This is a genomic window from Maribacter litoralis (assembly GCF_003075045.1).
Taxonomy (GTDB): Bacteria; Bacteroidota; Bacteroidia; order Flavobacteriales; family Flavobacteriaceae; genus Maribacter; species Maribacter litoralis.
This window is the reverse complement of record NZ_QCZD01000001.1, coordinates 691,717-705,133: the sequence shown is the minus strand read 5'-3', so window position 1 is coordinate 705,133 and position 13,417 is coordinate 691,717. Positions and strand designations below refer to the sequence as shown.

Annotated in this window: 15 protein-coding genes; 11 read left to right on the top strand and 4 right to left on the bottom strand. The window is 35.5% G+C overall.

The genetic code is table 11. The features are described from left to right. The first annotated feature begins 5 nt into the window (after nt 1-5). The 6 genes from DCS95_RS03350 (at nt 6) to DCS95_RS03325 (ending at nt 2,686) form a co-directional block, all read left to right on the top strand. On the top strand, nt 6-458 hold the full coding sequence (locus DCS95_RS03350; RefSeq protein WP_116769409.1) for a pyridoxamine 5'-phosphate oxidase family protein: 453 nt from the start codon (nt 6-8) through the stop codon (nt 456-458). A 144-nt stretch (nt 459-602) separates the two neighbouring features. Next, nucleotides 603-887 carry a 2TM domain-containing protein gene (locus DCS95_RS03345; protein ID WP_116769408.1) on the top strand — a complete coding sequence of 95 codons (285 nt, stop codon included), beginning with the start codon at nt 603-605 and terminating at the stop codon, nt 885-887. A gap of 18 nt (nt 888-905) precedes the next feature. Continuing rightward, a complete protein-coding gene (locus DCS95_RS03340) occupies nt 906-1,196 on the top strand; it encodes a 2TM domain-containing protein (RefSeq protein WP_116769407.1) in 291 nt (96 codons plus the stop codon). After that, a complete protein-coding gene (locus DCS95_RS03335) occupies nt 1,187-1,525 on the top strand; it encodes a 2TM domain-containing protein (RefSeq protein ID WP_116769406.1) in 339 nt (112 codons plus the stop codon). The genes DCS95_RS03340 and DCS95_RS03335 overlap by 10 nt, the downstream gene beginning before the upstream one ends. Before the next feature lies 1 nt (nt 1,526). Beyond that, complete coding sequence (locus DCS95_RS03330) at nt 1,527-1,892, top strand: 2TM domain-containing protein (RefSeq protein WP_164674106.1); 366 nt, start codon at nt 1,527-1,529, stop codon at nt 1,890-1,892. A gap of 29 nt (nt 1,893-1,921) precedes the next feature. Further along, on the top strand, nt 1,922-2,686 hold the full coding sequence (locus DCS95_RS03325; RefSeq protein WP_116769404.1) for a LytR/AlgR family response regulator transcription factor: 765 nt from the start codon (nt 1,922-1,924) through the stop codon (nt 2,684-2,686). 24 nt (nt 2,687-2,710) lie between these two features. Here the strand turns inward: DCS95_RS03325 and DCS95_RS03320 are convergent, their stop codons facing one another. Continuing rightward, nucleotides 2,711-3,916, bottom strand: coding sequence for an LETM1-related biofilm-associated protein (locus DCS95_RS03320; protein WP_116769403.1), 1,206 nt, complete (start codon nt 3,914-3,916; stop codon nt 2,711-2,713). Nucleotides 3,917-4,116: 200 nt separating this feature from the next. Between DCS95_RS03320 and DCS95_RS03315 the strand changes: the two genes are divergently transcribed. The 3 genes from DCS95_RS03315 to DCS95_RS03305 all read left to right on the top strand — a co-directional run bounded on the left by DCS95_RS03315 (nt 4,117) and on the right by DCS95_RS03305 (nt 7,029). Beyond that, nucleotides 4,117-4,827 carry a DUF4331 family protein gene (locus DCS95_RS03315; protein WP_116769402.1) on the top strand — a complete coding sequence of 237 codons (711 nt, stop codon included), beginning with the start codon at nt 4,117-4,119 and terminating at the stop codon, nt 4,825-4,827. 22 nt (nt 4,828-4,849) lie between these two features. Further along, on the top strand, nt 4,850-5,620 hold the full coding sequence (locus DCS95_RS03310; RefSeq protein WP_116770136.1) for a DUF4331 family protein: 771 nt from the start codon (nt 4,850-4,852) through the stop codon (nt 5,618-5,620). 131 nt (nt 5,621-5,751) lie between these two features. Then, complete coding sequence (locus DCS95_RS03305; protein ID WP_116769401.1) at nt 5,752-7,029, top strand: tetratricopeptide repeat protein; 1,278 nt, start codon at nt 5,752-5,754, stop codon at nt 7,027-7,029. A gap of 346 nt (nt 7,030-7,375) precedes the next feature. Here the strand turns inward: DCS95_RS03305 and DCS95_RS03300 are convergent, their stop codons facing one another. Then, the gene (locus DCS95_RS03300) at nt 7,376-9,619 is read right to left on the bottom strand and encodes an efflux RND transporter permease subunit (protein WP_116769400.1); all 2,244 of its coding nucleotides are present in this window, start codon (nt 9,617-9,619) and stop codon (nt 7,376-7,378) included. 126 nt (nt 9,620-9,745) lie between these two features. After that, entirely contained in the window at nt 9,746-10,537 is a 792-nt protein-coding gene (locus DCS95_RS03295) for a DUF547 domain-containing protein (protein ID WP_116769399.1), read from the bottom strand. A 201-nt stretch (nt 10,538-10,738) separates the two neighbouring features. On the opposite strand from DCS95_RS03295, the gene DCS95_RS03290 reads away from it, so the two are divergent. Together DCS95_RS03290 and DCS95_RS03285 are read left to right on the top strand one after the other, a co-directional pair. Continuing rightward, a complete protein-coding gene (locus DCS95_RS03290; protein WP_116770135.1) occupies nt 10,739-11,443 on the top strand; it encodes a glycosyltransferase in 705 nt (234 codons plus the stop codon). Continuing rightward, entirely contained in the window at nt 11,436-12,479 is a 1,044-nt protein-coding gene (locus DCS95_RS03285; protein WP_116769398.1) for a VOC family protein, read from the top strand. The genes DCS95_RS03290 and DCS95_RS03285 overlap by 8 nt, the downstream gene beginning before the upstream one ends. A gap of 142 nt (nt 12,480-12,621) precedes the next feature. Here the strand turns inward: DCS95_RS03285 and DCS95_RS03280 are convergent, their stop codons facing one another. After that, a complete protein-coding gene (locus tag DCS95_RS03280) occupies nt 12,622-13,416 on the bottom strand; it encodes an anti-sigma factor (protein WP_116769397.1) in 795 nt (264 codons plus the stop codon). Between the last annotated feature and the right edge of the window lies 1 nt (nt 13,417).

Sequence of the window (13,417 nt, the reverse complement as noted above, 5' to 3'; positions counted from 1 at the left end):
ACACTATGAAGCTAACAGAAGACATAAAAGCAGCTATTAGTGATAGTGTTCTGTGCTGGTTGGCAACATCTTCTACAGATAACATGCCCAATGTATCACCCAAAGAGATATTCAGTTGTTTTGAAGATGATACGATTATAGTAGCAAACATAGCATCACCACAAACGGTTAAGAATATAAGAGCGAACAAAAATGTTTGTATCAGTTTTATAGACGTTTTAAAGCAAAAAGGATTTCAGTTGAAAGGTGAGGCTGAAATTGTAGTGAAATCGTCTTCAGACTTCTCTAAAATGGAAAAAGTACTTCTTCTACTTACAAAAGGAAATTTTCCGTTTGCTACCATTACCAAGATTACCCTTACTAATGCAAAACCTATTATAGCGCCTAAATATCTACTATATCCTAATACCACAGAGCAAGAGCAAATTGAAAGTGCGAAGAAATCATATGGTTTTTGAAGTGGTTTATTTCTAGTAAAGACAACTTTATACAATTCAGTCGTAAAAAATTACAACTGGGTATTTCAATTTTTTAAAACCTGTATGATCTGCCGAAATTTGAAGTAAGGAAATAAATTAACGATCACCTAAAACTTTAGAAAGATGGAATCAAACTTCACAACCGACAGAAATTATAAGTACGAAAAGGCAAAAGAAAAAGTACAAGCTATTAAAGGATTCTATGGCAATTTATTGGCATACTGTATCGTAATCCCATTTTTGGCATATATCAATTATATTACAACAAGTTTTCTTTGGTTTATTTTTCCGGCACTAGGCTGGGGATTCGGCCTATTGATGAACGGACTTTATGCTTACGGGTATAGCCCATTTTTCAGTAAGAAATGGGAAGAGCGTAAGATCAAAGAATTTATGCAAGAATCATAACCTAAAAAACTAAAGATCATGGAAAACACAAAATATAGAAGAGCAAAAGAAAGAGTTGAAGAAATTAGAAAATTTTATGGTAAAGTAGCCTCGGCTATGGTATCCATTTTAATAGTGGCATCGATCAATTATTATTTTAATGAATGGAGAAATGCCTGGTTTCTTTGGGTAGTATTCGGTTTAAGCATTAGCTTATTTTTTAAAGCGAATAAAATCTTTAACTTGAATCCGTTTATGGGCAGAGACTGGGAAGAGAGAAAAATACAAGAGTTTTTACAACAAGAAGAAAATACAAGAAGATGGAACTAAACGAATTTGAACAATCGGATAAATTAATAAGAGCCCAGAAGAAGGTCAAAGAATTAAAAGGGTTTTATATTCACTTACTTGTATATGTACTGGTAAATTTATTTCTTATGACGATTACCATTACGGCAATTATGTCTGCAGGAGAATCATTTACAGAGGCTTTGTTTAATATAGGTACTTTTTCTACTCCGTTTTTCTGGGGAATAGGTTTGGCTTTTCATGCAGCAAAAGTATTTGGCTTTAATCCTTTCTTTAGTAAAGATTGGGAACAGCGCCAGATCAGTAAATATGTAGAGCAGGAGGAAAGAGATGCCGAAAAATTTAGATAGTATGGACACTGAACAAACAAACGATTATCTTTTTAATGGCGAAGACAATAAGTTTTCTAAGTATGAAAGAGCAAAAGAGAAAGTGGCGAGTATAAAGCGTTTCTATAATCACGTGTTGGTTTTTCTGATTATAAGTATCATGTTGTACTTCTTAAGAAATAAGTTCGTTTTCATTTTGGTAAGTAAAGAAGCATTCGGTAATCCTGAGTTTTTAGACTGGATTGATTGGAATGTCTACGGCACTACCATTGTTTGGGGAATTATACTGGCCATACATGGAATTACTGTTTTTGGAAACATTTCATGGCACATAAAGAAATGGGAAGATCGAAAAATTCAGAAATATCTAAACTCCTACAACGACTAAAGCAAACCACTAAACCATAAATACAGACCATGAAGACCATTATCATTGAAGATGAAAAACCAGCAGCAAGACGTTTGGGCAGAATGTTAGAAAGTTTGGATTTAAACGTTTCTACCATGTTGCATTCTGTAGAAGAGGCTATTAATTGGTTTCAAGAGAATGAACACCCCGATTTAATTTTCTTGGATATTCAATTATCTGACGGACTCTCATTTGAGATTTTTGATGTCATAGAAGTACATAGTGCCATAATATTCACTACCGCCTTTGATGAGTATGCATTAAAAGCTTTTAAATTGAATAGTATAGATTACTTGTTAAAACCAATAGATGACGAAGATCTAGAACAGGCGGTCAAAAAATACAGAAAACGGTTTGCATCTGCAGGTGAGCCAAACAAGATCGCTTTAGATTTTGATGATATTAAAAAGTTATTGGTAAATCCGTTAGAGCGTGAATATAAGAAACGTTTTACGGCAAAGGTTGGGCAGCATTTAAAAATCATCAATTCAGAAGATGTGGAGTGTTTCTATAGCGAAAACAAAGGCACTTATGCCGCTACAAAAGATGGTCGTAATTATCTGTTGGATACTACCTTAGAACAGTTGGAAGATGAACTGAAACCACAGGTATTCTTTAGGGTCAGCAGAAAATTCTACGTGAATATTGATCATATAAAAGACATTGTTTCCTATACAAATTCTAGATTACAGATCAAGTTGAATAACAATCAAGATCACGAAATAATCGTAAGTAGAGAGAAAGTGAAAGATTTTAAGCTTTGGTTAGAGTAGAGAGGTTAATGTATTGATAATAGGTTATTTACGATAAAGGTCCTCCTCCTCGTCAATTCTATTTTCATCAAAGGCAGACGGTAATAATTTCGGTATCAACTTAATGAATATGGGTAGAAGAATGGCTCCGCCCGGTAGAATAAAAATGGCTAAAGACGGTATGCTTTTAAAAATATCTAAAAGCTGATTTTGAACCTTCTTTTTTTCTTCATCACTAAGATCTCGCACTGTTGATTTGGATAGCAGTGCTACCAATTCGGCACTTTGAGATAGTTCTTTATGTAACCTTTTGCTATTTCGTAGTATAAGTTTCTTCACCAACTTACCCATGCTATCATAAAATTGCATGGCTAAATTCTTTTCCTTTAAATAAGGTATGGTATCGAAATTAAGTTTAAAGAATTCGGTAACGTCGGTAATGGAAGTTGAGATAATTGTTCTGTCGAAACCCAAATCCTTTCCTATTCCGAAAATAAACTCAGATTCTGTGTAATCTAATGAATGATCTTCCCAAACGGTAAGGCAGGCCATATCAAGCAAATATCTGTTCTCCCAATTGTCCTTATTGTTAAGTAATCTTTCTCGGTAAGATCCATCAAAGCTATTCTCGGCACAATTGATATAGGTTAAGGAAGAAGCCAGCAATTGAGATAATTTATTGTCTTTTCTGTCCAGCTCTTTAGAACTTAATGCATGGTATGTAATATTGATCGCTAAGTATTCAATTTCTTCAGCTTTTTCCTTTAAGGCAGGGTAGTCCTTTAAAAAGTGTTTAAAAAGCAGCACATCAATGAACAATAGCGAATTGGTAATAAGGCTATTAAAAGTTTTACTGATGATGTTGTCCTCAATATAAATTCTAGAGGTCATTAACTTTTCTAGCTTGGCAGAAGTTTTCTTACCGGTAAACCACTTATCAAAAAAGCTTTCGTTGTTGATTTTTAAAAGTTCATAGAACTTGAATACCTGTTCTATAAAAATGGAATAATCTTCACCACCTTCAATACGGTAAGTAAAGTATAAAGCGTGCAATAAGTTGATTTTTGCCTTTTCGTCTTCAGAAAGGGTATGTTCTAGCTCAATAAAATCTGGTACGCCAGAATTTAACCCATATACGAATCCGCTTTTTTTAAGCGTACCATATAAAGCTTCAAAAGTTGGGAAAGCGTTTTGGTGTCTTTGAACCACCGAACCATATTTCTCGATCCAACCAGAGGAAGACGGGTTCATATCTTAATAATTTAACACTGCAAAGTTAGCTAATTATTACTTCACACATATTTATAAATAGTTACTTCTACGATACTGAAGGGTTTACGCTTGTACCGGAATATGGGATTAAAAATAAAATTTAATTTTTTTTAAGAAAAAATGAACCTTCTCTTTTTTGCTGCGTAAGTAAGGGTGATTCTAATCTAAAAAAAGAGATAATGAAAAAATCAAAATTATTTATGGGACTTGGGGCTTTGGCCCTTGTAGGAGGTCTTTTAGTGGCGGCAGATCACATTGATGCGCCAAGTGCTATGGGAACCACGGCAGATATTGCCGATTTTTATGCTTTTGAACCAACAGAAGGTTCAGACAATACCGTTTTTGCGGTAGACTTACAATCTAATGTACTGCCAGACTTGGCGTACGGTACATTTGATGAAAACGTATTATTGGAAATTAATATCGATACCGATAACGATTTGGTAGAAGATTTAGTAATTCAGGCAATACCAAGAGATGGTAAAATGTATTTCTTTGGTCCGGTTGCACCTAGTGAAACAGGTTTAAACGGAGCAGTTATGGTAGATGCACCATTAGGATCGGTAGACATTTCTGCAGAAACAGCCATTGTTGAAACTACCGATAGCGGAGTTTCTTTATTTGCAGGACCACGACAAGATGCTTTTTTCTTTGACTTCTTTCAGTTCAATGAGGTAATTGGTGGTACGGCTCCATTAGGTTTTAAACCAGCTGGTGACCCAGATTCTACTGATGACGACGATGAAACTGCTGTAGATACTTTCGACGGTGCCAATACAATGGCCGTAGTGGTTGAAATACCTAATAGTCTTTTAGGTGCTACAACAGGTCAAAATGCACTTGGTTTAGAAGTATACAAGACTTGGGTAACTACAAATGTTAAGCAATAATAACTTTATAAAATATAGTAAGATGAAATTAAAAAATATAAAATATACGTTTTTGTCTCTTTTGGCAGTTGCCGCATTAGCTTCTTGTAGCGATGATGATGACAATACACCAGTGGTAATTACACCAACATGTGATGACGGAATAATGAACGGTGATGAAACCGGAGTAGATTGTGGTGGTACATGTACGCCTTGTGAAGATGCAATGGAGCCAGAAGCACCAGATTTTACAGGAACTTATGCCCAAGTAGATTTTATGGGTAGACCAGGTATCAATACCGTATTGAGTGCAGATGGAGATATTAAAGATTCTCATAATATGTCTATTCCTTCAGAAATGGCAGCGACTTTTCAAGCTGATTTTGAGGCAAGATTAGAAGCATATCACGATGTGTATGCGAACATATTAGGTGCAGATCCAAATGACGTTAACTATGAGGTTAATATATTAGGATTGGATGCCCCAACATTAACAGGATATTTAGCTGCCGATGTTTTAGAAGTTGCACCGAATTTACCAACAACATACTTTAACCCAGGTACCGATGCAGATGATGATGGTAGAATTTTGGTTCCAGATGGTGATGAAGTAGCGTTAACTGGTAGATTGCCACAAGATGATGTTATCGATGTTTCATTGATTTTATTGTTCGGAGGTATGGAAGGAGACCGTTTTAGTGGTCAAGATACCGATGATGATGGTATGGCAGACTTGCCAAGATTAACCTCAGATGGCGTTGGGCTAACCGCTACTGTAGGTACTACGTTCCCATATTTAGGAGCGCCAGAATAAGAAGTTGCCTTCACCTTACTTATTGTTAGTGGTAGGTAAGACTGGCACATCCCTAAATTGTTTATGAAAGAGAAGGGAAGGGAGAGTTGAAAGGCTCTCCCTATTTTAAACAATCCACAAAAAACAACATTATGAAATTGATAAAGCTTTTAATTATAGTAGTACTGGTATCATCATGTAATACTAAAAATCATGAAACAGTTGCAAATAAAAAAGATTACGACAAGTATTTAGTCGCAAATGAGATTAAGACCACATCAAAATATTTTGATCTTTGGAATTCTAAAATAAGGCCAGATAGCATGCAGTTAACCAGCTTTGGTATCGTTGGTGGTGAATACAACAGGTATTTTCAACAAACAGCAGATATCGACTTTTTGATGAAGGCCGAAAAAAGTTTAAAAAGGGCAGTTGATATCGCAAATATTGGTAAGCCTGGTTTTTACAGGGCTTTAGCAAGAAATTATATTTCCCAGCACCGTTTTAAAGAAGCATTACATTTAACAGATTCTGCAGCGGCAATAGGTGGCGATAAAAGCGAAAACCAAAGTTTGTACTTTGATCTTCATATGGAACTTGGTAATTACGATTTGGCAGAAAGCTATTTAGATAGTTTAAAGAATATGTCAGATTTTGGATATATGATCCGAGTAGCAAAATGGAACGATTATAAAGGTGATTTGGATACGACCATAAACTTTATGGAAAAGGCTAGAGCAAAGGCAGAATTGTCTAAGAATAAAGATTTAATGCTATGGAGTTATACCAATCTTGGCGATTACTATGGGCATGCCGGTAGAATTAAAGATTCGTACGATCATTATTTAAAGGCTCTGGAAATAGATAATAACAATGCATATGCCAAAAAGGGTATTGCATGGATCGTTTTTTCGAACGATAAGAACTCAAAAGAAGCTATTCGCATTTTAGATTCGGTGACCAAAACTTATAATGCGCCCGATTACTTTTTGCTAAAGGCAGAAATAGCTGACTATGCATGTGATGATTTAATACGCACAAAAAACTTGGATGAATACTTTACAAGAGTAAAAGATAAAGCATATGGCGATATGTATAATGCATATAACCTAGGCTTGTACATAGGAGAAACCAAACAATATGATAGCGCTTTGGCTTTGGCACAAAGAGAGGTTGATAATAGACCGACCCCAGAATCTTATAGTTGGTTGGGCTACAGTCACCTAAAAAATGGGGACAAAGAACAGGCTATGGAAATTATGGATACCTACGTCTATGGTAAAACATTTGAACCTGCGTTGCTTTACCAAGCAGCCGAAGTTTACAAAGCAAACGGAAAAGACGCAAGGGTTAAGGAGATAAAAGGAGAATTAATAGGGGCTATATATGAACTAGGTCCCGGTATGGAAAAGCAAGTCCATGATTTGTAATTGATTGCCCAATTATATTCATTTCATGTTTGTTTTAGGTTGGATTGTTTTTTTTTTCAACGCCACGACGTAAAGTCGTGGCGTTGTTATTATTATGCATTTCGTCGAATATTTGGTTTTTTTTAACAGGCGCATAGATGAAATACATATATTTATCGACCAAATGCATTCTAAAGTTCGCCCCACTACTTTATAATGCAGACTAAAAGTAACCAAGTAAAACATATAGTGTTATGGAATACCTACTCTTTACATTATGGATAAGTTTAATGATTTTCATGGTCGGCAGAGCAATATTCGCTTATAAATCGTTGCAGAAGACCCTTCACAAAAAGAATAGTTCTATTTAAATCAATTTTCTTAGAAGAACCGGTAGCAGTAATAAGTCTAGTATCAACGCGGTTACTAGGGTTATGCTAATGATCAACCCTATGGTTACACTGGGTTGATGAATTGAAAATAGCATCACCATAAAGCCGAAGAACAAAATGATGGTGGTGATGACCAATGCCCTTCCTGTTTGGGCAAATGTTTTCTCAATTGCCGCTTCTTTATCCAAACCTTGGGTAATACCTAATTTATACTTCCCTAAAAAGTGGATAGTGTCATCTACGGCAATTCCGAATACGATCGCAAATACTACGGATAAGGATGCTTCTAACGGAATACCTAGAAAACCAAGCATGCCACCCGCAAACAAAATAGGTAGTACATTGGGCACCAATGATATCAAGAATATTTTAATGTCCTTAAAGACAAAGGCCATTATAACTCCGATCAATAATAGTCCGTAAAGCAAACCTTCAAGAAGGCTACTTCTTATGTATTCAGAATTTTTATCCAGCAAAATACTTTTACCCGTTACCTTAATTGTAATGAGCGAAGAATCTAGTTTGGTTTTAGCAAAATCATCAATATTGTCGTATACAACTTTAAGGTTATCGGTGCCAATATCTTGTAATCGACCATTGATACGGGCAATAGATTCATCTGCATTTACAAATTTGGCTAACTGTTTACGCGCCAGTTTACGAGTATCTTTCTGGTATTTTAAAAATGTTTTCTCGTCTTTTGGTAGCGTAAAATAAGCAGAGTTGTTAAGGTTATTGGCTTTGTTCAGAATTTTATATGGCAGGTTAGAAGACTGTAAACTGCCAATACTTTCAATAGATTTTAGGTATGAAAGCAGTTTCTCTATCTCTAAGGCAACATTATAATCGGTTACTTTATGTCCGTCAGTACTCATTACGGCAATTTCCAAAGGTCTAAAACCTGCGTAATTGTTCTGAAAATATTCAAAATCTTGAGCAATTTTACTTTCAGAGGGTAAGGTTTGCTTTAGTTCTTGATTGGTCTGTACCAAATAGATGCCCAAAACACAAAGCGTGGTAAATATTACGGTACCGACAATAATGGTTTTAGGAAAGTTTTTAGTGAACGTATTGATCTTTAAAAGGTAGTTGACCCAATTTTCAGAAATGCTTCTGCGCCCAATCAATGATTTTTCAGGAAGACTGATGAGCAGTGATCCGGTTAAGAAAATTACTGTTATATATGCTACCAATACGCCAATAGCGGCATTTATTCCAAATTCTTGAATACTCACCAATCGAGATGAAAGTAAGGTAACAAACCCCACTGCTGTGGTAACGGATGTTAGTAAGGTGGTCATTCCTACTTCTTTCAATGATGAGGTTATAGCGGCGTAACGTGGTATGTTGCTCTGTAGTTTTCGTATATAACTATCGGTTAAATGTATAACATCAGAAGTACCCACAATAAGCATTAACACCGGGTAAAATGCCGCCATGGCATTCAGTTCCTTTCCGAGCCAACCCAAAAGACCCATAAACAGTAAAAGGGACATAGCTATGGAAAAAACAGAGATTAGAACTACCGGCATACTTCTATAGACTAAAAGAAGAATAATGAAAACCAAAATAGAGGCTACTATGGTGGTGGTAAGTACTTCGCTCTTCTGCATTTCAACAATAGCTTCATAAAAAAATGCTCTTCCCAGAATATGGTAGTCTGGTAGTTCATGCACCTTAAACGAATCCCTTATTTGGTTTAAAAGAAGTTTAGATTGCTGATAGTTAAGGTTGTCTTCGGTTTGTAATGCCAACACCAGAGATTTTCGATTCTTATCTATAAGAGTATTTATGAATAAGGAGTCAGCTTTTAATTTGTCCCAATCTTTTTCATATAATGAAGGATCATTAATATGAACAATAGGTAGCGTGGTGTACCCGAAAGACGTTTTTAGAGGATAGGATAGCGTAGTAATAGAACTACTTTCCAATACGAATTCAAAATCTTTACTGTCTTCGGAAAATGCCTTAAATTTTTGGAGAAAATCTTGTTGAAATACATCAGGCTGGTTCTTTACGGCAATCAGTAAAAAGTTGTCATCTGTACCGAATTCTTCAACATAACTGTCATAAAAGGCGAGGTCAGGGTCTTCCTCGGGGAAAAACTGACTAAAATCGAATGAGAATTGAAGCTCATCCAACTTAGAAGCTGCCAAAACCCCCAGAAGGATAAACAGTACAACAAAAAACTTTTTAAGGAAACCAAAGCCAACCTTCATAAAAAAGTATAAAATCTATTCGGGTGCAAATTTAACACACTATAGGGTAATCGTCATGATTAGAAGCAAATAAGAATACTTTTAATTAATGAGAATTCATCTTTATACTAAAACTACCAGTATGTCTTATAGCTCAATAAAATTGTCTAGGTACAAGTTCCAGTCGTAGTTCGTGTATTCTATGTCTATATCTTTGGTAGTAGGTACAATCTCGTTTTCTTTCAAAATTTTCTTTATACCGCTTTTTCCGCCAAAATCTCCCCTGAACCAACTGAATAACGAAGTAACCTTAACAACATTGGTCTCTGAGTTGAACTCACTGGTTTTCTCTAAATGTCTTTTGGTGCCAATTTGTAATTGCTCTTGTACACGTTCCCACTCATAAACCGCTACTGGCGGACAGTCTTTGGCTCCGCAGTTCAAGGCAAAATGTATATTGTATATGGGTTTGTCAACTCTTAATTTACGCTCAAATTTATTGGGGAACCATTTACGAATATAGCCTAAACCGTATTCCCATTGAGATTTTCTAATGAGTCCGTGTTCAATTTTTGCGAAAGAGACCATTTCACCGGCGATCAAAATTTGCTCCATTTTGAAAAAACTGCCGCGGTCATCATATAATTCGGGATTTTCTTGTAGAATTACCTGTATATAGGCATTGTAAATATTTATCCAAAAAGCCAATCTTTTATCATTGGTGTCAAGTGCGGCCGCTAGTTCTTCTATGGTAGTATTCGCTAAAACGTTCTGTATTTCTTGTGTGTCTTTTTCAGTAATGATATTCTGTAGAAAAGATTCTGATAACTCATTAAAATCAACCGATTCTTCGGTCGTTTCGGTTTGGGCTTGTACATTGGTTTTTGCCGTACATGATAAAGCAAATAAAACTGCTAAAAAGTATAGTCTTAATTTCATAAAATAGTTTTAGATTACTTTATCTACGTAAATGTATCGTAAAGGTTCGTTTCATCTTGGTCGAATACATTATATATCGATTACATTAAGCTTTAAAAAAAATAAGGTTTTAAAACTATTTCTAACAACTTACGTAGATAAAGGTAATTGGCATTAATTAAGGCTATATTTAAGAACCAAAATTCTACGATTCAACAATTTATGATCAGTATAATTATACCTGCACATAATGAATATCAAAACTTGCAGCGCCTTTTTAGTATTGCAAGTTTTTTGGAGCATGACCAATTAATTGAGGTATTAGTGGCTTTGTCTCCTTGGAATACCGATGAAATTGAATTATTGGACTGTATTGATAAAGTTAAAATAGTACAGTGCAAGAATAAGGGTAGGGCAGCTCAAATGAACGAAGCAGCTGGTGTTGCAATGGGTAAAACCCTTGTTTTTTTACATGCCGATGTAGTACCGCCAGCTGAATTTATCGATAATATAATACAAAGCCTTGAAAATGGATACGATGCAGGCTTTTTTTCATACCGATTTGATAAGGACAAATGGTACCTGCGTATAAATGCAGCTTTTACGGCAAAGGACGGATTGTTTACGGGTGGCGGCGATCAATGCTTGTTCATTAGAAAAGAGGCCTTTGAACAGTTAGGACGCTTTAATGAGAAACAGGTGCTCATGGAAGATTTTGAGTTTTTTGATAGAATGAAGAAAAAGAATCTACCATATACTATTGTTAAAAATGATTTGGTGGTATCTGCACGTAAGTATGAATCCAACTCATATTTAAGGGTCAATTTATCAAATTTCATATTGGTTGTACTTTTTAAACTAGGATACCCTGGCAATAAGCTAAAATCTCTTCACAATAAATTGATACGTACCCCATATAATGGTTGATAGAATTAATGGTATTCAACAGATAGGCATTGGAGTCTTAGATGTCAAAAAAGTATTTAATTGGTATAGAAAGCATTTAGGTTTTGATATTTTATTGTTTGAAGATGAGGCGGTTGCATCATTAATGACTCGTTACACAAACAATAAGGCAGAAAGAAGAGAGGCTTATTTATCCTTAAATATGACAGGTGGCGGCGGATTGGAAATTTGGCAGTTTAAAGACCGAGTTCCCGTTGCGCCAGAAGTGCCTGTAAATTTTGGAGATTTAGGTATTTATGCCATGAAGATCAGGTGTAAAAACCTACCAGAAATGCATGGGTATCTTAAAGAATTGGGAGTGTGTAATCTATCCGAGATTTCCATAACCAATAAACCTAACTTTTACTTTGATGATCCTTTTAATAATCGTGTTCAGATGGTAGAAGATACATATTCGTTTTCTAGACAATCGTCATTAAATGGGGGAGTGCAGGGTGCTGTTATAGGGGTTAGTGATATGGAAAAGTCCAAACAATTCTATGCTACCATGCTGGGTTATACTATGGTGTGTTATGATAATATTGATCCTGTTCTAGATAAGATCAAAGGGAAATGTAGACGAGTTATTTTGCAACAAGAACGAATTGGTATTAGTGGTTTTGGAGACCTTTTAGGTCCTACACAATTAGAACTTGTTCAAATTTTGGATGCTGCTCCGAATAAAATTTATAAAAACAGGCTTTGGGGAGATTTGGGTTATATACACTTATGTTTTGATGTTTCTGGTATGTCGGCAATAAGAGAAAAAGCGCTGAACAATAATTATTCTTTTACGGTAGATAGCGCCAATAGTTTTGATATGGGCGATGCCGCTGGGCATTTCAGTTATATGGAAGATCCAGATGGCACATTGATCGAATTGGTAGAAACCCATAAAGTCCCTATTTTAAAATCCTTCGGATTATATCTAAATCTTAAGAAAAGAAACGCGAATAAAACGCTGCCAAAATGGTTGGTAAAGAGTTTAGTTCTACATAGGGTAAAAACGGATCGATAACTACTGTGTGCTGTTTTCTTCCCATATTTTGTATGAGCGTTAAATACTAAAACAGACTAAGTGTTTAAAAACTATAGCGGATACATGACAAAAAAAAGGACAGTTTCATTTAACTGCCCATTTATAAATTACTTTTTAAAGGTTAAGAAGCGTTGACTACCCCAAGAGTATACAATTGTTCCAATGTTGGTGATTCACTACCACCAGCAGGTTCTAAAGTAATACCGAATGCTTCAGATTCGTTCGGGTTGTTCAATGCAAATACCTTTTTTTCATCCGTTGCAAAATCTTCTAGCAGCCCCATACTGGTAGGGGTAAGCGGTGAAAGCTTAAGAGACCATACTTGATATACAAAACCATCTGGTGGTTCTGGTAGACCTTTTGCATCTATAAAGACCTTTTCTTCCTTTTTGTTCCAATAAGCTTTGGCATATGATGTAGGTGAAACCTCCTGTCCGCCTAACGAAATAACACTTATATCCTTATCACGTAAGGTGTTCAATAATTCTTGTGTTTGTTCTAAAGAAGAGTCGGTATCAGCAATTTGTTGTTCTAAATCTATGTTTTGCTTTTCTACAACTTCAATATCAGATTTAAGTTCTTGATTTTGCTGGTACATATAAAATAGACCCACGGCCAGTAAAACAGATGCGGCCCAACCAATGTAAGATAAGAATGGCGAACTACGTTTTTCGTTCATATCCACCACCTTAACATCACCATTTATTTTATTCATCAATGCTTTAAATGAATAATTATACCCTGGTGAAGCTTTTTTGGACAATTCTAGTATAGAAGCCTCTATCTCTTCGATTTCCTTCTTAATTTCTGGATATTCTTTGGCATATTCGGCAATCTCCAGATTTTCTTTTTCTGAAAGAGTACCTGCTATATAAAGCTCCAAAATTCCCGATGCTATGTATTTTTCTACATCCATA